We start from the raw sequence: 23,923 nt of genomic DNA, 5'->3' as shown, positions 1-23,923 counted from the left end.
AGCGGCTTGTCGCGGCACGGCGCGACTCAGGTGAGCAGGCGCGTGAGGACGCGCGTACCGAACTCCAGCCCCTCGACCGGCACCCGCTCGTCCTTGCCGTGGAACATGCCGAAGTAGTCCAGGTCCGGCCGCAGCATCAGCGGCGCGAACCCGTAGCCCTCGATGCCGAGCCGGGCGAACGACTTGGCGTCCGTGCCGCCGCTCATCACGTACGGCACCGGCCGCGCCATCGGGTCCTCGGCCACCAGCGCCCCCGCCAGCTCGTCGAAGAACGGCGACGGGTACGACGCGGCCGGGGCGTCCTCCAGGTTCACGAACTCGCGGGTGATCTTCGGCCCGAGCAGCTCGTCGATCGTGGCCAGGAACTCCTCCTGCAACCCCGGCAGGTAGCGCCCGTCCACGTGCGCCTGGGCCGTGGACGGCACCACGTTGACCTTGTAGCCCGCGTCCAGCATGGTCGGGTTGGCGGAGTTGCGGATCTGCCCCTTGAACAGGGTGCCGAGGGCGCCGAGCCGGGCCGCCTCCTCGTCCAGCCGATCCAGGTCCACGGGCTGCCCGGTGATCTCCGAGAGCTCCCGGATGAGCGCCGCCACCGACGGCGTGAGCCGTACCGGCCACTGGTGGGAGGCGACGCGGGACAGGGCGTGGACGAGCGTGGCGACGGGGTTGTCCACGGCCGGCCGCGAGCCGTGGCCGGCCACGCCGTGCGCGGTGAGCCTCATCCACGCCGTGCCGCGCTCGCCCACCGCCACCGGGTAGACCCGGTGCTCGCCCGAGGCGACGCTGAACCCGCCCGACTCGCTGATCGCCTGCGTGACCCCGTCGAACAGGTCACGGTGCTCGGTGACCGCGTGCCGCGAGCCGTAGTCGCCGGTCGCCTCCTCGTCGGCGAGGAACGCCAGCACGACGTCGCGCCTGGGCCGCTGCCCGCGCGCCCGCATACCGAGCACGGTCGCGAGCGTCATCGCGCACGAGCCCTTCATGTCGACCGCGCCCCGGCCGTACACGCAGTCGTCGACGATCTCGCCGGAGAACGGGTGCATGCGCCACTCCGCCGGGTCGGCCGGGACCACGTCCAGGTGGCCGTGCACGAGCAGCGCGTCGGGCGAGTCGCCTTCCAGGCGGGCGACGACGGTCGTGCGGCGCGGCGCCGACTCGAACACCTCCGGCTCCAGGCCCGCGTCGGCCAGCAGCGTGGCCACGTACTCGGCCGCCGGCCGCTCGCCCGAGCCCGGGTTGGTGGTGTCGAACCTGATCAGGTCCGAGCAGATCTCGGCAACGCTCTTCACGCTCTTCCTTCCAGTTTCAGCGGCGGCACCTCGGGCGTCTCGAACCCGAAGATCAGCCCGTAGAACGCCAGCTCGGCCTCCAGCGTGGAGACGATGGTCTCCTCCCGGCGCCAGCCGTGCTGCTCGCCGGGGTAGGTCAGCAGCGCCCAGCCCCTGCCGTGCCGGTCCAGCTCGGCCGTGAACCGCTCGGCCTGGCTCACGTCCACGATCGCGTCCTCCAGCCCGTGCAGCATGAGGCACGGGCCGGACGCGTGCGCGGCGCGCAGCAGCGGCGAGCGGTCGGTGTAGCGCTGCCGGGTCTCGGGCAGCGGCCCGATGAGCCCGTCCAGGTAGCGCGACTCGAAGTCGTGCGTCTCGGCGGCCCAGCTCTCCGGGTCGGTGATCGCGTAGTGCGCGACGCCGCCCGCGAACACGTCGCTGTGCACCAGCGCCGCGACCGTGGTCCAGCCGCCCGCGCTGCCGCCCCGGATCGCGATCCGCGCGGCGTCGGCCCTGCCCATCTCGACCAGGCCGCGCGCCACCCTGGCGCAGTCCTCGACGTCGACCACGCCCCACTGGTGGCGCAGCCGCTCCCGGTAGGCCCGGCCGTAGCCGGTGGAGCCGCCGTAGTTGACCTCCGCCACGCCGATGCCCCGGCTGGTGAAGTAGGCGATCTCCAGGTCGAGCACCATCGGCCTGCTCCCGGTCGGCCCGCCGTGCACGAAGATGACGTACGGGGCGGGGCCGCGCGCCCCCGCGGGCGGGTAGACGTGCGCGTGGACGCCCTCGATCGTCAACGCCTCCGGGTCGGGCAGCAGCTCCCGCTCGGGCAGCGGTTTGGGCGCCGACACCACCTCGCGCGCGCCGCTCGCCAGGTCCACGAGCGTCACCTCCCGCGGCGTGTACGGCGTGGCCGAGACGGCCACGGCCTTCCCGCCGGCCGCCGACACCGTCGAGGCCCAGTACGTCGCCTCGCCGCCCACGTCGCGCAGCTCCCCGCTCTCGGGGTCCAGCACGGACAGGAACAGGCGGTCGGCCGTGCCGTGCACCACCACCAGCCCGGACTCGGCGACCGCGAACCAGGACGCGCCCGGCTTCCACGGCGCGTCGCCGAACTCCTCCTCGCGCGGCGTGAGGTTGCGCGCCGGCCCGCCCTCGCGGCCCACCAGGTGGAGGTTCCACCAGCCGGTCGCGTCGGTGACGGCGTACAGGGACTCCTCGTCGCGCCACTCCGCCTGCACGACCGACTCGGCCGGGCCGCCCGCGACCACCGTGTGCGGCCCGGCGGTCCCGTCGGGGCCGAGCGGCGCCACGCACAGCTCCGTGCCGTCCCACGGCATGTTCGGGTGGTCCCAGCCGATCCAGGACACGTGGCCGCCGCCGGGCGACAGGCGCGGGCACATGAGGAAGTGCTGCGCCCGCACGATCACCCGCACCGGCCCACCGGCCAGCGGCACGGCGACGAGGTCGCGGGTCGTGCCGCTCTCGCGCACCGCCCACACCTCCTCGCGCCCCGGCGCCAGGTAGAGGTCGGCGTAGCGGGCCGGGCCCTCCGGCGTCAGCGCCACCGGCTCGCCGTCACCGTCCAGCCGGTACAGGCGCTGGTCCGCCCAGTTGGTGAACACCAGCCCGCCGCCCGGCAGCGGCCGCCAGGACCGGCCGCCGTACTCGATGACGCGGTTGCGGGCGTTCCAGCCGGCAGGGAGCGCGTCCACGCGCGACCCGTCCGGCAGGCGCCGCACCACGCACCGCCGGCCGCCCTCGTGCGGGCGCGGCTCGTCCCACCACACCTCCACCCCGGCGGGCGTGGCGACGGCCTCCACCCACAGGGGGCCGCCGTCGGTACGGGCCACGTCGATCGGTCGAATGCTCATGGACTCACCAGTTGCCATCGGAGGGAGGAAGGGGATGCCCGGGCGGATGGAGGACGTAGACGATGCCGCCGCTGCCCGAGCCTCGCAGCCACACGTTCTCGAACGCGGCCCGCGGATAGACCCGGCGCACGTCGGCGTCGCTCGGCGCCGCCGGGTCGTTGACGACGACGTCGCCCCCGGCGGTGAAGCCGGTGACGACCATGATGTGCCCGCCGGTCGAGTAGCCGGAGCCGGGCAGCTCGTGCGCCTTGAACGACTGCGAGGTGACCACCGGGATCCCGGCCCGGACGAACGCCTCCAGCTCGGCCGCCGAGCGCAGCCGCGTGACGAACCCCGACAGCCCGAACCGGCCGGCGTAGGCCACGTTGAACGGCCAGTTCCCGGTGCCCTGGTAGCTGGAGTCGTAGGTGTCGCGGGCCGCGTGGTCCACCAGCGGCGACGGGTCGCCCGCTCCCACCCAGGCCAGCTCCTCGGGCGCCGGGCCGAGCCCCCAGTAGCCGAGCACCATCGCCACCGAGGCCGGGCCGCACCAGTTGGCGCCGCCGCCGTCGATGTGCGGGTGGTGGCCGGCGTGCTCGTGCTGGGAGTGGCGGGGGACCGCGAGCTCGACGGCGGCCGCCCCGTCGCGGCCCGGCTCGTAGGCGGAGACGACGGGGAACGGCGGCACGGCCGAGGCCATCACCCCGAGCGAGCCCATCAGGACGCCGGGGCCGCACGGCGTCACCCGCACCTGGAACGCCGTCACCGGCCGCCGCGCCACGAACGTGTCGACCGCCACGTCACCGTCGTCGTCGCCCTGGCCGGGCACGGAGGTGCGCGGGTCGCCGTGCTCGGACCAGCGGCCCATCACGTACCACTTGGTGAGGGCCCCGGCCGCCGTCCTGGCCCGCAGCTCGACCTCCACCCATGAGCCGGGCGGGGTGCGCGCGGTCCACGACGGGACGAGCTGGGTGGCGGGGAAGCCGATCGGCACCTCGTCGCCGGTCCACGGGACGAGCCCGCCCGGGGCGCCGGTAGCGGTCCCGAAGGACACGGCCAGGCGGCGGAAGGCGACACGGGCCGGATCGACGGTGAGCACCATGCCGATTGTGGTCCCCGGCCTGGTCGCCCGCATCGGATGGTTTACGTACGCACCGCCGCAGGGGCGAAGGTCAGAGGTAGAGGCCGGTGGACTCGTCCGAGGCGTGGACGGGCACCGCCCGCCCCGAGCGGGCCGCGTACAGCTCCGCCAGCGTCGCCCCCGCCGGGCCGACCCCCTCGGAGGAGCCGAGCCAGCCGATCGCCTCGTCGCGCGTCAGCGGCCCGACCTCCAGCTGCGCCAGGCAGCGGCCGGGACGGACGACGGCGGGGTGCAGGCGGGCCAGGTCCTCGTTCGTGGTGATCGCCACCAGCACGTCCCGGCCCTGGCCGAGCAGCCCGTCGGTGAGGTTGAGCAGCCGCGACAGGCCCTGCCCGGTCTGCGACTTGGCCGCCGAGCTGATCAGCTCGTCGCAGTCCTCCAGCACGAGCAGCCGCCAGCGGTGCCGGTCCTCGTCCGTGTCGTAGCCGACGGCGACCTCCATGAGGTAGCCGGGGTCGTTGAACAGCCGCTCCGGGTCCAGCACGCAGTCGACCTGGCACCACTCACGCCACTGCTTGGCCAGCGAGCGCAGCAGCGTCGTCTTGCCGGTGCCGGGCGGGCCGTGCATGAGGATGAGCCGGCCGTGCACGTCCGCCGGGGTGACGGTCATCAGCGCGTCGAGGGAGCGGCGGACCTGCGCGGAGTAGTTGCCGCTGATCTCCTCCCACGGCTGGGCCGTGATCGGCTTCTCGGAGCGGGTCCCGCCGTGCATGCCGCGCCACCAGAAGCCCATGTCGACGTGGTCGGTCTCCGGCTCCGGCTCCACGGCGCCGTCCGTGCTCTCCTTGAGCACCGAACGGGCCAGCTCCTCGGTGACGGCGGTGACGCTCACGGTGGCGGTGCGGTTGCGGTGCCGTACGATCCGCAGCGTCCAGCCGTCACCGCAGATCAGGCGCGACTCGGAGCCGTCCTGGACCTGCGCGGTGCGCACGAGCCGGCCCTCGGCCGGGCTCAGCGTGGCGTCGGGGCGCACCCGCTCCAGGTTGGCCAGGCGCGACCAGGGCTGCACGCCGGTCGCGAACGGCGACAGCGCCAGCGCGTCGATGACGTCGATCGCGGAGTCGGCGTCGTCGATCCAGATGTTCATCGGGAGGTCTGGCGACTCCGGGCTCGGGAACGGCACCTCCTTCATCACGGACATGAGGATAATGATCCACTCAGGGCGGCGGTCTGTCGAAGGGTTTTGCGATCTGGCGCCGTTCCGGAGCCATACCGATATGTCATGACGCCCCGGCCCGGGAGCAGGCCGGACCGTTTCACCAGGCCATCGGTATCGCTGCGGAGGGGCCGATCCACCGGTACCTTGTTGCGTCGGTGTTGTGTCGGTCAAGTGTGCGAATGGTGGAGGTAAACCGGGGTGGCAGGGGTGACGTTCCGCGAGCGTGCGCGTTACTGGTTCGACAACACGATGTCCCGGGGGACCGCCTCGCTCGTCGGCCTGCTGGCCGTCCTGTCCGTGGCGCTGGTCGTGGCGGTCGCGGGCCTGACGCTCTGGCTGGCCCCCCACGAGCCCGAGGGCGTCGGCGGAGCCGGCGAGGTGCTGTGGGTCGCGCTCATGCACGCCCTCAACCCCGGCAAGGTCGCCGGCGACAAGGGCTCCACGGCGTACATGACCGTCATGTTCGCGGGCTCCCTCGGCGGGCTGTTCATCGTCAGCATGCTCGTCGGCCTGCTGTCCAACGGCCTCAAGCTGAAGGTCGACCGCCTGCGCCGGGGGCGCTCGCGCATCGTCGAGAAGGGCCACACGGTCGTGCTCGGCTGGTCGGACCAGGTGTTCACGATCGTGGGCGAGCTGGTCAAGGCGCACGCCAGCCAGCCGGGCTCGGTCATCGCCGTCCTCGCCGACCGCGACAAGCTCGACATGGAGGAGGAGATCCGCGAGCACGTCGACCTCGGGCGCACCCGGCTGGTCTGCCGCACCGGGCGGCCCACCGAGCCGCGCGACCTCGCGCTCATGAACCTCCAGAGCGCCCGGTCCGTCGTCGTGCTCTCGCCCGACGGCGAGGACCCCGACGCGCACGTCATCAAGATCCTGCTCGCGCTGGCCAAGCGGGCCGGGGCGCACCCGCCGGTGGTGGCCGCCGTCGCCGCCTCCGGCAACATCCCCGCCGCCCGCCTGGCCGGCGGGGGAGAGGTCCACCTCGTCGACGCCGACGACACCGCCTCCCGGCTCATCGTCCAGTCCTCGCGCCAGTCCGGCATGTCCGTCGTCTGCATGGACCTGCTCAACTTCGACGGCGGGGAGATCTACCTGCGCTCCGGCGCCGAGCTGGCCGGGCGCACCTACGGCCAGGCGCTGCACGCCTACGAGACGGCCAGCGTCCTCGGCCTGCGCAGGCATTCGGGCGTCGTGCTCAACCCGCCTTCGGACACCGTCATCGGCGCGGACGACCAGGTCGTCGTCATCGCCCACGACGACTCCCACGTCCGCCTGGCCACCGGCGAGCCCGTCATCGACGAGGAGGCCGTCGTCTGCGCCCCGCCCACCGCGCCCGAACCCGAGCGCACGCTGGTGCTCAACTGGAACGGCCGGGCCGAGCACATCGTCCGCTACCTCGACGGCTACGTCGCGCCCGGCTCGGCCCTGGAGGTCGCCGCCGACCACCCCAAGGCCGGGGCGGGCCTGGACGGCCTGGCCAACCTCACGGTCAACGTCAAGGAGTGCGACACCACCGACCGCTACCAGCTGGAGGCGCTCGGCCTCGGCCTGTTCCAGCACGTCATCGTCCTGTCGGACGACCGCTTCGACCCCCACCACGCCGACACCCGCACCCTCATGACGCTGCTGCAACTGCGCGACATGCAGACCGCGCGGGGCGAGCACTACTCGATCGTCAGCGAGATGCACGACGAGAGCAACCGCGTCCTCGCCGAGGTCACCGAGGCCGACGACATCGTCATCAGCGACACGGTCATCGGCCTGCTCCTCGCCCAGCTCGCCGAGAACCGGCACCTGGCGGACGTCTTCAGCTACCTGTTCGACTCGCACGGCTCGGAGATCTACCCCCGGCCCGCGGGCGACTACGTGAAGACGGGCACCGAGGTGACGTTCTCGACGGTCATCGAGGCGGCGCGGCGGCGCGGGGAGACGGCGATCGGCTACCGGGACGCGGGCGGGCGCAACACGCCGCCGCACTACGGCATCGTCCTCAATCCGCCGAAGTCGCAGTCCCTCGTGCTCGCGGACGGCGACGCGGTCATCGTCCTCGCCGAACGCTGACCACCCGATCCCGGCCATTTGATCCCGGAATGGTGGCGAATCGCCCGTAGTCGGTTAGCGTGCGGAGAGTGCGGACCATTGACTGGGTGGGCGGGGCGATCGAGCTGGTCGACCAGACGCGGCTGCCCGACGAGTGCGTCATGGTCAGGATCACCACCGTCGACCGGCTGATCGACGCGATCCGGCGGCTGGCCGTGCGCGGGGCGCCCGCGCTGGGCGTCGCCGGAGCGCTCGGCGTCGTGCTGGCGGGCGAGGACCGCGACGCCATCGCCAGGCTGCGCGCCGCCCGGCCCACGGCCGTCAACCTCGCCTGGGGCGTGGACCAGGCCGCCGCCTGGCTGCCGAAGGGCCGCGAGGCGGTCCTGGAGACCGCCCTGCGCATCCGCGACGAGGACATCGCGGCCTGCCTGGCCATGGGGGAGCGGGGCGCCGACCTCCTCACCGAGGGCAGCGCCGGCGGCAGGCTGCGGATCATGACGGTCTGCAACACCGGCGGCCTCGCGGCCGTGGAGCGGGGCACGGCGCTCGGTGTCGCGCAGACGCTGCTCGAACGCGACCGGCTGGCCGAGGTGCTGGCACTGGAGACCCGCCCGCTGCTCCAGGGCGCCCGGCTCACCGCGTGGGAGCTGGCCCGCATGGGCGCCCCGCACCGGCTGGTCGCCGACGGCGCGGGCCCGTACCTGCTGGCGAGGGGCGGCGTGGACGCGGTGCTCGTCGGCGCGGACCGCATCGCCGCCAACGGCGACACCGCCAACAAGATCGGCACGTACGCCCTGGCGCTCGGCGCGGCGCGGGCCGGCGTGCCGTTCGTCGTGGTGGCGCCCGAGACGACGATCGACTTCGCCACGCTCACGGGCGACGGGATCGAGATCGAGGACAGGGGCGCCGAGGAGATCGTGACGGTCCGGGGGATGCGGCTGGCGCCCGAAGGCACGGACGCGGTCAACCCGGCGTTCGACGTGACCCCGCACGACCTGATCACCGCCATCGTCACCGACAAGCGAGTGATCCGTCCGTGACGCGCCTCGATGTGAATAATTATCAATTCACCCATCTGTCCGCATAGGCCACGTTACCCTCGGTTGTCACATATTCGACCCTCCGGAGAGCACAACGGTGGCCATCGACCTCGTGACACGACGTGACTGGGGTGCCCGCGCACCCCGTGGCAGCTATACGCAACTCGCCTCCACCAGGGGGGTGAAAGTTCACTACACGGGCGGCGTGGTCAACCCCGGCATCGTCGCCGACCACGCGGGCTGCGTGTCCCTGGTGCAGTCCATCCAGCGCGGCCACCAGGACGGCAACGGCTGGCTGGACATCGGCTATTCGTTCGTGGCCTGTCCGCACAGGAAGGTGTTCGAGGGACGCGGGCTGCACCACCTGCCCGCCGCCAACGGCCCCGGCCTCAACTCCGGCCACTACGCCGTGCTCGGCCTCGTGGGCAACGCCGGGCTGGTGGAGCCGCCCGACGGGGTGCTGCACGCCATCCTCGACGCCGTCGAGTACGTCCGTCAGCACGGCGACGCGGGCCTGGAGATCAAGGGGCACCGCGACGGGTACGCGACCGACTGCCCCGGCGAGCCGCTGTACGCGTGGGTGCGCCGGGGAGCGCCGCGGCCGGGCGGTGACAGCGACGGGGACGGGGAGAACGGCGGCGACGGCGAGCAGCCCGAGGCGCCGCCGTTCCCCGGCCGGCTGCTGCGCTATCCGCCGGTGACACGCGGGGAGGACGTGCGCACCTGGCAGCGGCAGATGAAGGCCCGCGGGTGGGACCTCGACGTGGACGGCGCCTACGGGGCGGCGTCGCGCGACGTCTGCCTGCGCTTCCAGCGCGAGCAGGGGGTGGACGCGGACGGCGTCGTCGGCCCGACCACCTGGCGCCTGGCCTGGGAGGCCCCCCGCTCCTGACCCGCTCCTTCGGGCCTGTCGTGGTCGCGCCCCGGCAGGCCCCGGCTGGCCGGGACGGCCGGGCGTTTCGCTGGGGGACCCCTGGGGTTACCCGGTTCGCGGCGTTCGGCCTACTATCCGAATCATGGACCTGGCAGCCGGTTTTCCCGCGACCACTCGCGACGACTGGCGGGCGCTCGCGCTCGCCGTCCTGCGCAAGTCGGGGGTGGAGGCCGCGTCCCCGGAGGAGGCCCTGTCCGGCCCGACGTACGACGGGGTGACGCTCTTCCCGCTGTACGACGCCGACGACCTGCCGGCCGCGCCGCCCTTCGACCGGGCCGGGCACGCGGCGCGGGCCGCCGGGGGCTGGGACGTGCGGCAGCGCCACGCCGTCCCCGACCCCGAGGCCGTGCTGGCCGACCTGGAGAACGGCGTCACCTCCCTGTGGCTCGCCGTCGGCGACGGCGCGATCCCCGTGGGCGAGCTGGGCCGGGTGCTGAAGGACGTCTACCTCGACCTCGCGCCGATCACGCTGGACGCCGGTCACCGCACCGCCGAGGCGGCCGAGGCGCTGCTCGCCCTGGCCGCCGCGCGCGGCACCCCCGCCCGGGGCAACCTCGGAGCCGGTACGGCCGGCGGCCTTGACACCGCCGTGCGGCTCGCCCGGCGGTGCGCCGCCGAGCTCCCGGGCCTGCGGGCCGTCACCGTGGACGCCACGCCGTACCACGACGCGGGCGGCGGCGACGCCGACGAGCTGGGCTGCTCGATCGCGCTGGGCGTCGCCTTCCTGCGCGCGCTCACCGACGCCGGGCTGGGCGTCGAGGAGGCGTTCGGGCAGCTGGAGTTCCGCTACGCCGCGACCGACGACCAGTTCGCCACGATCGCCAAGCTGCGGGCCGCGCGCCGCCTGTGGGCGCGGATCGCCGAGCTGTGCGGGGTCGAGACGGGCCTTCCCCCCGCCGCCGGGACCCCCGGGACGCCCGGGACGCCCGGGACGCAGCTCCAGCACGTGGTGACCAGCTCCGCGATGATGACCGCGCGCGACCCGTACGTGAACATGCTGCGCACCACCGTGGCCTGCTTCGCCGCCGGGGTGGGCGGGGCCGACGCGGTCACCGCGCAGCCGTTCGACGCCTGCCTGGGGCCGCCCGACGCGTTCTCCCGCCGCATCGCCCGCAACACGCAGGCGCTGCTGCTGGAGGAGGCCGGGGTCGGCCGGGTGGCCGACCCCGCCGGCGGGTCCTGGTACGTCGAGCGGCGCACGGCCGATCTGGCCGAGCGGGCCTGGGAGTGGTTCCAGGACATCGAGGCGGCGGGCGGCATCGAGGCGGCGGCCGGCCTGGTGGCACGGCGGGTCGCCGCCACCCGGGAGCGCCGCGCCGCCGACGTCGCGCACCGCCGCTTCCCGATCACGGGCGTCAGCGAGTACCCGCATCCCGGCGAGAAGCCCCCGCGCCGCCCCCGGCGGGACGGCCCGTGGCTCGCCTCCTCCCGGGAGGGGACTCCCGAGAGGCTGCCGGTGATCCGGTACGCCCAGGAGTTCGAGGAGCTGCGCGACGTGGCCGACGCGCTCCCCGAACGCCCCAAGGTGTTCCTCGCCACGATCGGCCCGGTCGCCGCCCACTCGGCCCGCGCCGCGTTCGCCGCGAACCTCTTCCACGCGGGCGGGCTGGCCACCGAGACCGCCGGCCCCGGGGCGGAGCCGGATCAGATCGCCACGGCGTTCGCCGTCAGCGGCACCACCGTCGCCTGCCTGTGCTCCACCGACCGCCTGTACGCCCAGCACGCCGAGGCCGTGGCCGCCGCGCTGAGGAAGGCCGGGGCGCGCCTGGTCTGGCTGGCCGGCAAGGGCTCGTACGACGGCGTGGACGCCTGCCTCCACACCGGGTGCGACGCGCTCGGCGTGCTCCGCACGACCTTCGACGTCCTGGAGGTGACCCGATGATCCCCGACTTCACCGGCGTGCCGCTGGAGGGCAAGGCGCCGCCCGACGCCTCCCCGCCGGCGGAGGGGCAGGTGTGGGAGACGCCCGAGGGCATCGGCGTCAGGCCGCTCTACACGGCCGCCGACCTCGACGGCCTCGACTTCCTGCGCACCTACCCGGGCGCGGCCCCGTACCTGCGCGGCCCGTACCCGACCATGTACGTCAACCAGCCGTGGACGATCCGCCAGTACGCGGGCTTCTCCACCGCCGAGGACTCCAACGCCTTCTACCGGCGCAACCTCGCGGCCGGTCAGAAGGGCCTGTCGGTGGCGTTCGACCTGGCGACGCACCGCGGCTACGACTCCGACCACCCGCGCGTCGAGGGCGACGTGGGCATGGCCGGGGTGGCGATCGACTCGATCTACGACATGCGGCAGCTCTTCGACGGCATCCCGCTGGACCGCATGTCGGTGTCGATGACCATGAACGGGGCCGTGCTACCCGTCCTGGCGCTCTACATCGTGGCGGCCGAGGAGCAGGGGGTGCAGCCGGAGCAGCTCGCCGGGACCATCCAGAACGACATCCTCAAGGAGTTCATGGTCCGCAACACCTACATCTACCCGCCGGCCCCCTCCATGCGGATCATCTCGGACATCTTCGCCTACACCAGCGAGAAGATGCCGAAGTTCAACTCGATCAGCATCTCCGGCTACCACATCCAGGAGGCCGGGGCCACGCTCGACCTGGAGCTCGCCTACACGCTGGCCGACGGCGTCGAGTACCTCCGGGCCGGCATCGCGGCCGGCATGGACGTCGACCGGTTCGCGCCCCGGCTGTCGTTCTTCTGGTGCATCGGCATGAACTTCTTCATGGAGGTCGCCAAGCTCCGCGCGGCGCGGCTGCTCTGGGCGAAGCTGGTGTCCGGGTTCGGGGCGCAGAACCCCAAGTCGCTGTCGCTGCGCACGCACTCGCAGACGTCGGGCTGGTCGCTGACCGCGCAGGACGTCTTCACCAACGTCGCCCGCACCTGCGTCGAGGCCATGGCCGCCACGCAGGGCCACACGCAGTCGCTGCACACCAACGCGCTGGACGAGGCGCTCGCGCTGCCCACCGACTTCTCCGCCCGCATCGCCCGCAACACCCAGATCCTGCTCCAGCAGGAGTCCGGCACGACCAGGGTCATCGACCCGTGGGGCGGCTCCTACTACGTCGAGCGGCTCACCCACGACCTCGCCGAGCGCGCCTGGGCGCACATCGAGGAGGTCGAGGCCGCCGGCGGCATGGCCCGCGCCATCGAGGCGGGCCTGCCGAAGCTGCGCATCGAGGAGGCCGCGGCCCGCACCCAGGCCCGTATCGACTCGGGCCGCCAGCCGGTCATCGGCGTGAACAAGTACCGGCCCGACGCCGACGAGCCGATCGAGGTGCTCAAGGTCGACAACAGCGCCGTACGGGCCAGCCAGCTCGACAAGCTGCGCCGCCTGCGCGCCGAACGCGACCCCGAGGCGGTGGGCCGCGCACTGGAGGCGCTCACCGAGGCCGCCGCCGATCCCCGGCCGGGGCTCGACCACAACCTGCTCAAGCTGGCCGTCGACGCCGCCCGGGCCAAGGCCACCGTGGGCGAGATCTCCGACGCGCTGGAGCGGGTCTTCGGGCGCCACGCCGGTCAGATCCGTACCATTTCCGGCGTGTACCGCGACGAGGCCGGCCCGGCCGGGAACATCGAGCGGGTCCGGCAGGCGTGCGCCGACTTCGAGCGCGCCGAGGGCCGCCGCCCCCGCATCCTGGTGGCCAAGATGGGCCAGGACGGTCATGACCGGGGCCAGAAGGTGATCGCCACGGCCTTCGCCGACCTGGGGTTCGACGTGGACGTCGGCCCGCTGTTCCAGACGCCGGAGGAGGTGGCGCGGCAGGCGGTGGAGGCCGACGTGCACATCGTCGGCGTGTCGTCGCTGGCGGCCGGCCACCTGACGCTGGTGCCGGCGCTCCGGCGGGCCCTGGCGGACCTGGACGCCTCCGACGTCATGATCGTGGTGGGCGGGGTGATCCCGCCGGACGACTTCGCCGCCCTGCGGGCCGCCGGCGCCGCGGCCATCTTCCCGCCGGGCACCGTGATCGCCGACGCGGCCCTGGACCTGCTGAACGACCTCCGCGAGCGCCACGCGTAGGCGGAGAGCGCCCCTCTACGGCTGCCGGCAGAAGGTCACGGAGAGCGAGCGCTGGCGGGTCACCGGGGTGGTGATGCGCAGCGTGACCAGATGGGTGCCGCCGTCGGCCGTCAGGGTGCGGGGCGCGTTGAGGACGAGCCGGCCGTCCGAGGCCACGACGGTCGTCGCGCGGCCGGTGACGCGCCCGTCGACCATCCACACGTAGCCGAACGGGAGCTGGCCGCCGGCGCGCTCCACCATCGCGGTCAGAGCCACGTGGTCACCGGCCCAGCAGGTGCCCTCCCTGGTGCCGAGGGCGCGCACGTACGTGAGGGCGAGCCGTCCCGTCACCGGACCGGCGGTGGGAGAGGCCGTGCCGTCGGGATCGGCGGAGCTGGTGGTGTCGGGGTCGGCGGTGCCGGGGTGGGCCGGGGCGGGGGTGCGGGTCCTGGTGGGCCGTTTGCGCGACGCGGACGGCGACGCGCTGGGGGAGGTGCTGGAGGAGGCGCCGACCAGGCTCTGCGACCTCGGCTGCGGGGAGGAGGGGGTCAGCCAGACGATGGCCGCCCCCAGGGCGAGCGCGGTCAGGCCGGACGCCGCGGCGATGACCAGCGTCTTGCCGCGCCGCCTCCGTGGCGCCGCGGGGGCCGGCTTCTCGCCGGGCTCCGGCTGCCGCTCCCCGGCCTCACCCGGCCCGGCCACCGCCCCGTCCTGGGACCAGGAGTCACGCCGCGCTCCGTCCTGGGGCCACGGCTGGCGCCGGGGTCCGTCCTGCGGCCAGGAGTCACGCCGGGCTTCGTCCTGCGGCCAGGAGTCGCGCCGCGCTCCGTCCTGGGGCCGTGGGTCCTCGGGGCCCCCGTCGGCCGGCCACGGCTCACCATGATCGGCGGTACGGGCCCACGAGGCCGCCTGCGCGACACCCGCCCCACCGGAACCGGCCGCGCCGATCCCGGCCGCCCCTGCACCGGCCGCCCCTGCACCGGCCGCTCCTGCACCGGCCGTGCCGGGTCCGACCGCGCCGGGTGCGCCCATGCCGAATGCGCCCGCGCTGGGTCCGCTCGTGCCGAATGCGCCCGTGCCGGGTGCGTTCTGATCCCGTGTGCTCGGGTCGAACGTGCTCGGGCCGGCCGCGTCCGGGCGGGGCGTGCTCGGTGCGGCCGAGGGCCGCGGGGTGTCGAAGGAGTGGTCCTGGGTGGTGGCGGCGGGTGGCCAGACGGGGGCCTGGGGTCCCGTCACCGGGCGGACCGGGTCCGTGGACTGGGAGATCGGCTCCTGCCGGACCGCGGCCTGCGGCGCCGTGCGCCACGCGTCCCCCTGCGTCCCGTGCGGGTCCGTACCGGGAAAGCCCGGCGAGCCGACCGAGGACGGTGAGCCGACCGAGGACGGAGAGCCGACCGAGGACGGAGAGCCGAGCGAGCCCGGCGAGCCGGGGGAGGAGGCCGGGTCGCCGAGGAGGTGGAGCAGGACCTCGTGCATGGTCGGGCGCCCGGCCGGGTCCTTGGTCAGGCAGCGGGCCACCGCCGCGCGCAGCGGCTGCGGCAGCTCCCCGAGGTGCGGCTCCGCCCGCAGGATGCGGTTGATCACCGCGGGCAGCGAGTCGTCGCCGAACGGCGGCACGCCCGTGGCCGCGAAGACGATCACCGACCCCCACGCGAACACGTCCGCCGCCGGCCCCACCGCCTGTCCCGCGAGCTGCTCCGGCGCCATGTACGCGGGAGTGCCGACGACGTTGCTGGTGGCCGAGAGCTTGGAGTCGAGCGCGCCCGTGACGCCGAACCCGATCACGCGCGGCCCCCCGGGCCCCAGCAGCACGCCGGCCGGCTTGAAGTCGCGGTGGACGAGGCCCGCCCGGTGGATCGCCGCGAGCGCCGTGGCGGTGGCGACGGCGAGCCGCTGGAGCTCCGCGCCCGCCTGCGGTCCCGCCTGCTGCAGCGACGGCCCGTCCACGTACTCGCTCACCACGTACGGCCGGCCGCTGACCGACGCGTCGAGCACCTGGGCGACGTTGACCGGGTCGACCTGGCGGGCGGCGGCCATCTCCCGCGCCAGGCGGTCGTCGCCGGCGAATCCCTCGTGCAGCACCTTGACCGCCACCGGAGCGCCGTTCGGCGCCTGGGCGAGATAGACGACGCCCTGGGCGCCGGCGCCGAGACGGCCGGCGAGCCGGTAGCGCCCCACCGATGCCGGGTCGCCCTCGCGCAGGGGTTCGACGTGGGGCATGAGGGGAGTGACTCCTGTGACGGGTGGGACGACTACGCTCTGCACCTTAGCGTCAAAAGTTATGACTTGGCGGGAGTTAAGCTGATCAAACGGGAAACTCCTAGCAGGTTGGATCAGTGGGGGCAGGGAGGGCGCGTGCGGTCGCTGGAGGACTACGCCGAGGGCGTGCGCGACGGCTCCCGCATCTGGACGGCCCGCGCGATCACGCTGGTCGAGTCCACGCGGCCCGACCACGCCGCCCTCGCGCAGCGCCTGCTGGTGGAGCTGACCCCGCTGTCCGGCCGGGCGCGCCGCGTCGGAGTCTCGGGCGTGCCGGGTGTGGGGAAGTCCACATTCGTGGACGCCCTCGGCACCATGCTCACCGAGCAGGGCCATCGGGTCGCCGTTCTCGCCGTGGACCCGTCCTCGACCCGTACGGGCGGCAGCATCCTGGGCGACAAGACCCGCATGTCACGTCTGGCGGCCGATCCGGCCGCGTTCATCCGGCCCTCGCCCACCTCCGGCACCCTGGGCGGCGTCGCCAAGGCCACCAGGGAGGCCATGGTCGTCGTCGAGGCGGCCGGGTACGACGTCGTCCTGGTCGAGACCGTGGGCGTGGGGCAGTCGGAGACGGCGGTCGCCGACATGGTGGACACGTTCCTGCTGCTCACGCTGGCCCGTACCGGAGACCAGCTGCAGGGCATCAAGAAGGGCGTGCTGGAGCTGGCGGACGTCATCGCGGTGAACAAGGCGGACGGCGAGCACGCGACGGCCGCGCGCAAGGCGGCGCGCGAGCTGGCCGGGGCGCTGCGCATGCTGCGCTCCGACAGCACGCCGCCGCCCGTGCTGACGTGCAGCGGGCTCACCGGCGACGGGCTGGCGGAGCTGTGGGACCACGTGCTGGCGCACCAGGAGGCGCTGGACCTGGACGACAAGCGCCGCCGCCAGCAGGTGGGGTGGACGTGGACGCTGGTGCGCGACCGGCTGCTGTCGGAGCTGCTCCACGACCCGCGGGTCGCGGCCATCGCGGAGAAGGTCGAGAAGGAGGTCCTCGCGGGCAGCCTCACCCCGTCGCTCGCCGCCGACCGTCTCCTGTCCGCCTTCACCCGCCCTCCATCCGCTCCTGAACGCTCCTGATCCGCCGGTCATCGGAGGGCCCGGGGCTACCCTGGACGGCGATGGACATCAAGGCGCTGCTCCGGGACCATCCCGCCTGGCTGGACCACCTGGAGTCCCTCGGCGGCATCGACGTGCAGTTCCCCCGCGATCCCGTCGCCGAGCTGCTGCGGCTGGCCGTCCCGCACGAGGACGTCAACGGCGTCGTCTCCACCCTGCCCGAGCGCGGCACCCCGCAGTGGTGGCTCGTCGAGCGGTGCGTCCACTCGCTCGTCGCCGCGATGGGCCTGGTCGAGCGCGGCCCGGCGTTCCCCGACCGGCTGCCCCCAGAGCTGGGCCCGTACGTGTTCACGCACGTCTTCCTGGCCGCGCTGCCGTACACGAGGGGCTACCACCGGGAGCGCGGCGTCCCGGAGGCGGTGTCCTGGGCGACGTTCACCGACCTGGGGCGCACCATGGCCGCGCACCGCAGGCGCCACGGCGGCCCCGGCCTGCACGCGCCCTGGTGGTTCGCCCTGCACGCCCGCGGCCTCATGTACGACCTGGGCCGCCTCCAGTTCGAGCGCACCCGTCTGGGGCGCACCACCGCCGAGGGCGTCGCCCGCGCCGGGCTGCCCGCCGCCCCGGGTGACGCCGCGCTCGCCGTGCACGTCCCCGACTCCAAGGGGCCGATGACCCCCGAGGCATGCGACGCGGCGTTCGCGCGGGCCCGCGCCTTCTTCGCCCGGCACTTCCCCGAGGAGCGCCCCCGGGTCGTCACCTGCCACTCGTGGCTGCTGGACGACCAGCTCGCCCGCTACCTGCCGGCCGGCTCCAACATCGTCGCCTTCCAGCGCCGCTTCCATCTGCTGCACCGGTTCGAGGGCAGCGACATGCTGGCGTTCGTCCTCGGGGCCGGCGCGTACGCGCCGGAGTTGCCGCGCCGCACGCGGCTGGAGCGGGCGATCGCCGACCACCTCGCGGCGGGCGGCACCTGGTACGGCCGCGCCGGCTGGCTGCCCCTCTGACACCCGGGTCCTACCGATCTTCTGTCCGCATGTGCTAATTTTTGGCCATGCGGTCAGAAAACAAGCCGAGCGGCCAGAAGGCGCGGTCGTTCATCGAGGAGGCGCGGCGGGACCAGATCGTCCGCTCCGCCGTCGAGGTGATCGCCGAGGTGGGCTTCGCCCGCGCGTCGCTCGCCCGGATCGCGCAGCACGCCGGCATCAGCAAGGGCGTCATCTCCTACCACTTCGCCGGCAAGGAGGAGCTGATGGAGGAAGTGGTCAACCGCGTCTACACGCAGATCGCCGAGTTCGTCGTCGCCCGCATGGAGGGCGCCGAGTCCGCCACCGACCTGCTCAGGACGCACGTCCTGTCCGTGGCCGAGCACATGCGGTCCAACCGCGTCCAGCTCCGGGCCCTCGGTGAGATCTTCACGAACCTGCGCGCGGCCGACGGCACTCCCCGCTACGGCGTCCAGACCAGCGACGAGCTCTACCAGGCGCTGGAGGCGATCTACCGCCACGGGCAGGAACGCGGGGAGTTCCGCGCCTTCGACGTCCGCGTCATGGCCGTCACCCACCAGGCGGCCGTCGACTCCATGTTCGCCTACTGGCAGGCACACCCGGAGCACGATCTGGACGCCCACGCCAGGCAGCTCGCCGACCTCCTCGAAAGGGCCTGCACATGACCACCGGGACCCGATCCGCCACCCGCCTGTTAGCGGTCGACAACCTCCGCGTCGTCCTCACCGCGCTCGTCGTGATCCACCACGTGGCCGTGACCTACGGCAACATCCCGGTGTGGTTCTACGTCGAGCCCGCCCGCGACCCCTCCGGGCTGGCCCTCGATATCCTGGTCACCCTGAACCAGGCGTTCTTCATGGGCCTCTTCTTCCTCATCTCCGGCTTCTTCAGCCCGGGCTCCCACGACCGCAAGGGCGGGCGGGCGTTCGTCCGCGACCGGCTGGTCCGGCTGGGGGTCCCGCTGCTCGTCTTCCTCGTGCTGCTGCGCCCGCTGGTCACGCTGCCGCAGTACCTGGCCCAGGGCCGGGGCATGCCGTACGCCGAGTTCTACCTGCGCACCTGGGACCCGGGGCCGATGTGGTTCGCGGAGATGCTGATCGTCTTCGCGCTGGCGTACACGCTGTGGCGGCGCCGGCGCGGCGGGCGGGACGACGGGCCGGAGGACGGGTCCGGGGAGCCGGCGCCGCAGTCGCCGCCGGATGTCCGCACGCTCGCGCTGTTCGCCGCCGGGCTCGCCGCGGCCACGTTCCTGTGGCGGCTCGCGGTGCCCACCGGCACGTACGTCCCCTTCCTCGGGCTCCCCAGCCCCGACTACCTGCCGCAGTACGTGGCCATGTTCGCCGCCGGCGCCGTGGCCTTCCGGCGCGGCTGGTTCGAGAGCCTGCCGCGCCGTACCGGCCGCCTGGGCTTCGTCGTCGCGGCCGTCGCGCTGGCCGTGCCGCTGCCGCTGTCGGCGATCACCACGGGCGCGCTGTCGTCGGCCGCCACGGCGGTCTGGCAGTCGTTCTTCGCCGTGGGGCTCATCGCCGGTCTCGTGGTGCTCTTCCGGGAGCGCTTCGACGGGCAGGGCCCGTTCGGCCGGTTCCTGTCGGCGCACGCCTACACGGTGTACGTCGTCCACCCGATCGTCCTCGTCGGCGTCGCCGTGGCGCTGCGCGGGCTGGAGGCGGCGGCCGTCGTCAAGTTCGCGCTGGTGACCGCCGTCTCCCTGCCGCTGTGCTGGGGGCTCGCCTACCTCGTCAGGTCGATCCCCGGCGCCAGGCGCATCCTGTAGGAGCCGTTCTCACGGACGGTCGTAGAGGGCGTCGAGGACGTCGCCGTGGCGCTCCTCGACGGCCTTGCGCTTGATCTTCAGGCTCGGCGTCAGCTCGCCCGACTCGACCGTGAAGTCCTCGCCCAGGATGACGAACTTCTTGATCGTCGAGTAGCTCGCCTCTCCCGCGTTCACCTGGTCGATCGCCCTGCTCACCTCCTCGCGCATCCGCGGGTGCTCCCGCAGCTCCGCGGCGTCGGCGGGCAGGCCCTCGGCCTCGGCCCAGGGCCTGACGACCTCCATGTCCAGCGTCACCAGCGCGGTGCAGTAGTTGCGCCGGTCCCCGTGGACGAACACGTGCGACACGTACGGGCAGGCCGCCTTGAGCCGGCCCTCCAGGTACGTCGGGGCCACGTACTTGCCGCCCGAGGTCTTGATCAGCTCCTTCTTGCGGTCGGTGATGGTCAGCCGGCCCTGGTCGTCGAGCTCGCCGATGTCGCCGGTGCGCAGCCAGCCGTCCTCCAGCGCCTCCGACGTCTCCTTCGGAAGCCCGTGGTAGCCGCGCATGATGCCCCGGCCGCCGATCAGCACCTCGCCGTCGTCGGCGATGCGCACCAGCGTCCCCGGCAGCGGCGGGCCGACCGTGCCGAACTTCACCGACTCCGGCCGGTTGAAGAAGCTGCCCGCCGAGGACTCGGTCAGCCCGTAGCCCTCCAGGATCGTCAGCCCGGCCGCGTCGAAGAACTCGGCCATGTCGCGCGACAGGGGCGCGGAGCCCGAGATGAAGAAGCGGATCCGGCCGCCGAACCGTTCGCGCAGCTTGGCGAACACGAGCCGGTCCGCCAGCGCGTACTCGACCCGTGTCGTGAGCGGCACGGCGGCGCCGCGCTGGCGGGCCCGCACCACCCGCAGGCCCGTCTGGCGGGCCCACCGGAAGATGCGCAGCTTGACGCCGCCCTCGCGCTGGACGGTGGCGGTCACCGTGTTGTGGATCTTCTCGAAGATGCGCGGCGCCGCGGCCATGAACGTCGGCCTGAGCACGCCCAGGTTCTCGGCGATCCGGTCGAGCCGGCCGTCCACCGCCGTCGGGACGCCGATGTCGATCATCACGACCTGGAGCAGCTTGCCGAACGAGTGCGACAGCGGCAGCCACAGGAAGTGCAGGTCCTCCTCCGAGATGATGCCGAGCTCGCGGACCGCGCCGCCGGCGTACAGCCAGTTGTCGTGGGTCAGCTCCACGCCCTTGGGCCGGCCGGTCGTGCCGGAGGTGTAGATGAGCGTCGCCAGGTCGTCCTGGCCGATGGCGTCGACCATCGCGTCGAAGTCGCCCTCGCCGCTCAGCGAGTCGAGCCGCACCACCCAGCCGTCCGCGTCGGGGGTGCCGTCGATGACGACCACGTGCTTGACGTCGGGCAGCTCCTCGCGCACCGACCTGACCTTGGCCACCTGGTCGTCGTCCTCGACGATGACGATCGTGCTGCCGGAGTCGGTGATGACGAACGCCGACTCGGCGGCCGTGTTGGACGGGTAGATCGTGGTGGTGGCGGCGCCCGTCGACAGCACCGCCAGGTCGGCGAGGATCCATTCGAGGCGGGTGGAGCTGAGGATGGCGACCCTCGTGCCGGGGCCCGCGCCGATCTGCGCCAGGCCGAGGGCCAACCGGCGGACCCGCTCGCCCACCTCCCGCCAGGACAGCGAGGCCCAGCCGTCGTCCGACGGCGTCCGGTACGCCTCGGCGTCGGGGGTGGCGGCGATCCGGTCGCGCAGCAGGGAGGGAATGCTCGACATGCCTGTCCTCCTGGGTGTGATGCAGCCGACTCTAGGCGGAGCGCACCGCGCGAGTCGACAGTCGTGATCGTCCCGTGTCGGTGCGGCGGCGACAGCGACGGGACGCGGGGGGGCGGGCGGCGCGTGGGCGACGGCGACGGGACGTGGGGGCGGGGGACGTGGAACGTGGAGGCGGGCGGCGCGGGGGAGGGGGCCGCGATTGACGATGGGGGATCAGGACGGCGATAGTGGGACAGGTGGCAGCCCCCCGGATGATCTCCTGCGTCCTCGCCCTGGCGACCTTGACGCTCGGCGCCTGCTCAGCCGCCACTCCCCGGCCCTCGGGCGGCCAGCCCGTGGTCAGCGGCGTGGGCGGCGGCTCCGGAACCGCCTCCTCCGGCGCCCCCTCCTCCGGCAGCGCGACGGGCCCCTCCGAGACCGCCGCGCCCAGCGCGTCGGCCCTCGACCCCGCCGCGTACAAGACGGAGCTGGAGACGCGGCGCAAGGCCATGGCCGGCGCCATCGACTCCATGACGGCGGCGCGGAAGCCCAAGACCCTCGGCTGGCGCGCCCAGCGGGCCGCCGAGACGATCGAGGACGGCGCCGCCGCGCTCGCCGCGGTCACGCCGCCCGAGCAGGTGCGCGCCCAGCACGACGCGTACGTGGGCAGCCTGCGCGACTTCGCCACCGCGCTCGGCGGCACCGCCGGCAAGGTCGGCAGCCGGGACCTGTGCACCTCCTCGGCCGCCCTCACCGACGTCGGCGGCGCGCTCAAGGCCCTCGACCAGGCCGGCCAGGCCCTGCAGAAGGCGGGCGACTACCCGGCCGACGTGGTCACCGTGAAGGCCGGCGCCAAGAAGACCCGGCGCCTGGGCAACGGCACGTTCGTCCGCAGGAGCACCCTCAACGGCCGCAGCTCGCTGCAGATCGACAACGGCGGCACCCGCGACGCGGTCGTCACCATGGTCAAGGGCGGCTCGAAGACGGTCAGCGTGTACGTGCGCAAGAAGTCGAAGTTCAAGGTCAGCGGTGTGCGGGACGGCAGCTACAAGATCTACTTCACGCACGGTGTCGACTGGGACGGCAAGGCGCGCGCCTTCACCCGCGAGTGCAGCTTCGAGCGCTTCGAGAAGTCGGTGTCGTTCAAGACCACCTTCACCGCCACCCAGATCCGCTGGCACGACTGGCGGATCACCCTGCACGCCATCAACGGCGGCAACGCCCGCACCGCCGACGTGGACCCCGACGACTTCCCGAGCTGAGGGCGCCGAGGTCGCTCCGGTGCTCGCGGCGGAAGAGCCAAAGGCCGCAGCCCAGCCCTCCGGGCGGGACGGCATCGGACACCGCATCGGACACCGCCTCGGCAGCGGCTGGTCCTTCGACAGGCGTCAGCGGCGGCCGGCCGCGGTTACGAAGCCGGCAAGAAGATCACGGGTCGCGAACGCGGCATCGCGGTCGGCACTCCCGGCCCGCTGCTCGCCGTCACCGCCGCGAGCGTGTCCGACGCCGCCTCCGGCAGCCACCTGCGCACCCAGGTCGCCCACGGTCATCCCGACTCATGACCCCGACTCACTCTAGGAGCAATCCATCTGCAGCGAGGAGGCCCTGTTGTCGAAGTGGTTGTTCGTCAGATCGGAGTCTTCGCTCCTGCCCTGACCGTAGTAGGTGTAACCGCCGTACGAGTAGGCGTCGTAGAGCCATACCGCGCACAGGGTGCCGTTCTTCATCGAGCTCGCGCCGTTGTTGATGGTGCGTGACGTGCCCTGCCAGTAGTTGTTGGACAGGTTGTGGTCCTTCTTCCAAGCCTTGTAGGGGGCTGCCTTGATGCACCACTTCCCGCCCTTGAAGTCGTCGTGCTCGTAGAGGCAGAAGTAACCTGCGGCGGCCGGGTCGGCGGCCGGGTCGTCGGCCTGAGCCGGGGACGCACCCGGGAGAATGGCCAGGGTCAGGAATGCGAGCAGCGCGACAGAAACCGGTTTGCGCACGACTTTCCTCTTTCACCTCAGGGGCCGGCAAGAGGAAGATCACGTTAGCCCGTGGCGGTTTCGACTGTCCACTTCCCATCGGTCGGCCCGTCCCTAACGACGTCACCACGCCGGTCGGGTCGGGCGCGCCCGGTGAGCGCCCGCGGCGGCGGGAGTGGCTTGGTGGAGCCGGTCGGCGGTACGGCAGCGGTGGTACGTCGACGTGCGGGCGATGGTTCGGCCGTTCGCTGCGCTGCGCTCATGGGCTGGTTGCGGTGGACGGCCGACCTGGCGCACCACCGCATGATGCCGAAGGGCGGACACGGCGAGGGCCGCGCAACTCGGGTGCGCGGCCCTGGCCGTGTCGTCCGGTGTGAGCCGGTGTCCGTCAGGACGAGAAGAGCATGCCCACCCAGCTGCGCTGGCGGTGGTGGCCGTAGTGGTGGCCGCCGTGCGGCGGCGGGGCACCCCAGGCGGGGCCCGCGGCGGGCGGCGGGGGCGGGGGAGCGGCGTGGTAGCTGGCCTCCATCCGGGTCAGCGTCTCCAGCTCGCCGTAGTCGAGGAAGATCCCCCGGCAGTTGTCGCACTGCTCGATGTGGACGCCGTTGCGCTCATAAGTCCGCATGCTGCCGCGGCATTTGGGGCACTGCATCTTCGTCGGTCTCCTTGGCCTCGGA

General features: G+C 73.3%; 18 protein-coding genes and 1 pseudogene. 11 read left to right on the top strand and 8 right to left on the bottom strand.

What is annotated here, in order from left to right; all coding sequences use genetic code 11:
- Window positions 1-26: 26 nt before the first annotated feature.
- From AB0H64_RS01800 to AB0H64_RS01785, 4 genes are all read right to left on the bottom strand, one after another.
- Complete coding sequence (locus tag AB0H64_RS01800; protein ID WP_357618882.1) at window positions 27-1,289, bottom strand: M20/M25/M40 family metallo-hydrolase; 1,263 nt, start codon at window positions 1,287-1,289, stop codon at window positions 27-29.
- Window positions 1,286-3,142, bottom strand: coding sequence for a prolyl oligopeptidase family serine peptidase (locus tag AB0H64_RS01795; protein WP_357618879.1), 1,857 nt, complete (start codon window positions 3,140-3,142; stop codon window positions 1,286-1,288). The genes AB0H64_RS01800 and AB0H64_RS01795 overlap by 4 nt, the downstream gene beginning before the upstream one ends.
- Before the next feature lie 4 nt (window positions 3,143-3,146).
- Window positions 3,147-4,223 carry a C39 family peptidase gene (locus tag AB0H64_RS01790; protein ID WP_357618876.1) on the bottom strand — a complete coding sequence of 359 codons (1,077 nt, stop codon included), beginning with the start codon at window positions 4,221-4,223 and terminating at the stop codon, window positions 3,147-3,149.
- Window positions 4,224-4,293: 70 nt separating this feature from the next.
- Window positions 4,294-5,403 carry a DUF5925 domain-containing protein gene (locus tag AB0H64_RS01785; RefSeq protein WP_357618873.1) on the bottom strand — a complete coding sequence of 370 codons (1,110 nt, stop codon included), beginning with the start codon at window positions 5,401-5,403 and terminating at the stop codon, window positions 4,294-4,296.
- Between the two features lie 225 nt (window positions 5,404-5,628).
- On the opposite strand from AB0H64_RS01785, the gene AB0H64_RS01780 reads away from it, so the two are divergent.
- The 5 genes from AB0H64_RS01780 (at window position 5,629) to scpA (ending at window position 13,461) form a co-directional block, all read left to right on the top strand.
- Window positions 5,629-7,482 carry a potassium transporter TrkA gene (locus tag AB0H64_RS01780; RefSeq protein ID WP_357618870.1) on the top strand — a complete coding sequence of 618 codons (1,854 nt, stop codon included), beginning with the start codon at window positions 5,629-5,631 and terminating at the stop codon, window positions 7,480-7,482.
- Between the two features lie 68 nt (window positions 7,483-7,550).
- Complete coding sequence (gene mtnA / locus AB0H64_RS01775; protein WP_357618868.1) at window positions 7,551-8,501, top strand: S-methyl-5-thioribose-1-phosphate isomerase; 951 nt, start codon at window positions 7,551-7,553, stop codon at window positions 8,499-8,501.
- Window positions 8,502-8,682: 181 nt separating this feature from the next.
- Window positions 8,683-9,393: an N-acetylmuramoyl-L-alanine amidase gene (locus tag AB0H64_RS01770; protein ID WP_357618865.1), complete on the top strand. Its 711-nt coding sequence runs from the start codon at window positions 8,683-8,685 to the stop codon at window positions 9,391-9,393.
- 124 nt (window positions 9,394-9,517) lie between these two features.
- Window positions 9,518-11,317 (top strand): methylmalonyl-CoA mutase subunit beta, encoded by a 1,800-nt coding sequence (locus tag AB0H64_RS01765; protein ID WP_357618862.1) that lies wholly within the window; start codon window positions 9,518-9,520, stop codon window positions 11,315-11,317.
- Window positions 11,314-13,461 carry a methylmalonyl-CoA mutase gene (gene scpA / locus AB0H64_RS01760; protein ID WP_357618859.1) on the top strand — a complete coding sequence of 716 codons (2,148 nt, stop codon included), beginning with the start codon at window positions 11,314-11,316 and terminating at the stop codon, window positions 13,459-13,461. The genes AB0H64_RS01765 and scpA overlap by 4 nt, the downstream gene beginning before the upstream one ends.
- A gap of 15 nt (window positions 13,462-13,476) precedes the next feature.
- On the opposite strand, the gene AB0H64_RS01755 is transcribed toward scpA, so the two are convergent.
- Window positions 13,477-15,660, bottom strand: a complete 2,184-nt coding sequence (locus AB0H64_RS01755) for a protein kinase (protein WP_357618856.1) — start codon at window positions 15,658-15,660, stop codon at window positions 13,477-13,479.
- Between the two features lie 135 nt (window positions 15,661-15,795).
- On the opposite strand from AB0H64_RS01755, the gene meaB reads away from it, so the two are divergent.
- From meaB to AB0H64_RS01735, 4 genes are read left to right on the top strand one after another with little or no spacing between them, the layout of a single operon-like run.
- On the top strand, window positions 15,796-16,776 hold the full coding sequence (meaB, locus tag AB0H64_RS01750) for a methylmalonyl Co-A mutase-associated GTPase MeaB (RefSeq protein ID WP_357618854.1): 981 nt from the start codon (window positions 15,796-15,798) through the stop codon (window positions 16,774-16,776).
- A 41-nt stretch (window positions 16,777-16,817) separates the two neighbouring features.
- Entirely contained in the window at window positions 16,818-17,762 is a 945-nt protein-coding gene (locus AB0H64_RS01745; RefSeq protein WP_357618851.1) for an acyltransferase domain-containing protein, read from the top strand.
- 47 nt (window positions 17,763-17,809) lie between these two features.
- Window positions 17,810-18,427: a TetR/AcrR family transcriptional regulator gene (locus AB0H64_RS01740; protein ID WP_357618849.1), complete on the top strand. Its 618-nt coding sequence runs from the start codon at window positions 17,810-17,812 to the stop codon at window positions 18,425-18,427.
- The gene (locus tag AB0H64_RS01735; RefSeq protein WP_357618847.1) at window positions 18,424-19,536 is read left to right on the top strand and encodes an acyltransferase; all 1,113 of its coding nucleotides are present in this window, start codon (window positions 18,424-18,426) and stop codon (window positions 19,534-19,536) included. The genes AB0H64_RS01740 and AB0H64_RS01735 overlap by 4 nt, the downstream gene beginning before the upstream one ends.
- Before the next feature lie 9 nt (window positions 19,537-19,545).
- Here AB0H64_RS01735 and AB0H64_RS01730 read toward each other — a convergent pair whose 3' ends face one another.
- A complete protein-coding gene (locus tag AB0H64_RS01730; protein ID WP_357618844.1) occupies window positions 19,546-21,303 on the bottom strand; it encodes a long-chain fatty acid--CoA ligase in 1,758 nt (585 codons plus the stop codon).
- Between the two features lie 236 nt (window positions 21,304-21,539).
- Between AB0H64_RS01730 and AB0H64_RS01725 the strand changes: the two genes are divergently transcribed.
- Window positions 21,540-22,544 carry a hypothetical protein gene (locus AB0H64_RS01725; RefSeq protein ID WP_357618841.1) on the top strand — a complete coding sequence of 335 codons (1,005 nt, stop codon included), beginning with the start codon at window positions 21,540-21,542 and terminating at the stop codon, window positions 22,542-22,544.
- Between the two features lie 141 nt (window positions 22,545-22,685).
- Window positions 22,686-22,793: pseudogene (locus AB0H64_RS01720) on the top strand (IS5/IS1182 family transposase); the annotation flags it as partial.
- 63 nt (window positions 22,794-22,856) lie between these two features.
- Here AB0H64_RS01720 and AB0H64_RS01715 read toward each other — a convergent pair.
- Both AB0H64_RS01715 and AB0H64_RS01710 read right to left on the bottom strand, forming a co-directional pair.
- A complete protein-coding gene (locus AB0H64_RS01715) occupies window positions 22,857-23,267 on the bottom strand; it encodes a peptidase inhibitor family I36 protein (RefSeq protein ID WP_357618838.1) in 411 nt (136 codons plus the stop codon).
- 367 nt (window positions 23,268-23,634) lie between these two features.
- Complete coding sequence (locus AB0H64_RS01710; protein WP_357618835.1) at window positions 23,635-23,898, bottom strand: zf-TFIIB domain-containing protein; 264 nt, start codon at window positions 23,896-23,898, stop codon at window positions 23,635-23,637.
- Window positions 23,899-23,923 lie beyond the last annotated feature (25 nt).

The sequence above is a fragment of the Nonomuraea sp. NPDC050733 genome (assembly GCF_040654215.1).
GTDB lineage: Bacteria > Actinomycetota > Actinomycetes > Streptosporangiales > Streptosporangiaceae > Nonomuraea.
Note: the sequence above shows the minus strand (reverse complement) of the source record. Positions and strands in the feature narration are given on the sequence as shown.

Coding starts and splice junctions, on each gene's coding strand:
- AB0H64_RS01740 (WP_357618849.1), top strand. CDS start 17,810: ATGCGGTCAGAAAACAAGCCGAGCGGCCAGAAGGCGCGGTCGTTCATC.
- AB0H64_RS01790 (WP_357618876.1), bottom strand. CDS start 4,223: ATGGTGCTCACCGTCGATCCGGCCCGTGTCGCCTTCCGCCGCCTGGCC.
- AB0H64_RS01785 (WP_357618873.1), bottom strand. CDS start 5,403: ATGTCCGTGATGAAGGAGGTGCCGTTCCCGAGCCCGGAGTCGCCAGAC.
- AB0H64_RS01765 (WP_357618862.1), top strand. CDS start 9,518: ATGGACCTGGCAGCCGGTTTTCCCGCGACCACTCGCGACGACTGGCGG.
- AB0H64_RS01795 (WP_357618879.1), bottom strand. CDS start 3,142: ATGAGCATTCGACCGATCGACGTGGCCCGTACCGACGGCGGCCCCCTG.
- AB0H64_RS01745 (WP_357618851.1), top strand. CDS start 16,818: ATGGACATCAAGGCGCTGCTCCGGGACCATCCCGCCTGGCTGGACCAC.
- AB0H64_RS01755 (WP_357618856.1), bottom strand. CDS start 15,660: ATGCCCCACGTCGAACCCCTGCGCGAGGGCGACCCGGCATCGGTGGGG.
- AB0H64_RS01730 (WP_357618844.1), bottom strand. CDS start 21,303: ATGTCGAGCATTCCCTCCCTGCTGCGCGACCGGATCGCCGCCACCCCC.
- AB0H64_RS01710 (WP_357618835.1), bottom strand. CDS start 23,898: ATGCAGTGCCCCAAATGCCGCGGCAGCATGCGGACTTATGAGCGCAAC.
- AB0H64_RS01735 (WP_357618847.1), top strand. CDS start 18,424: ATGACCACCGGGACCCGATCCGCCACCCGCCTGTTAGCGGTCGACAAC.
- scpA (WP_357618859.1), top strand. CDS start 11,314: ATGATCCCCGACTTCACCGGCGTGCCGCTGGAGGGCAAGGCGCCGCCC.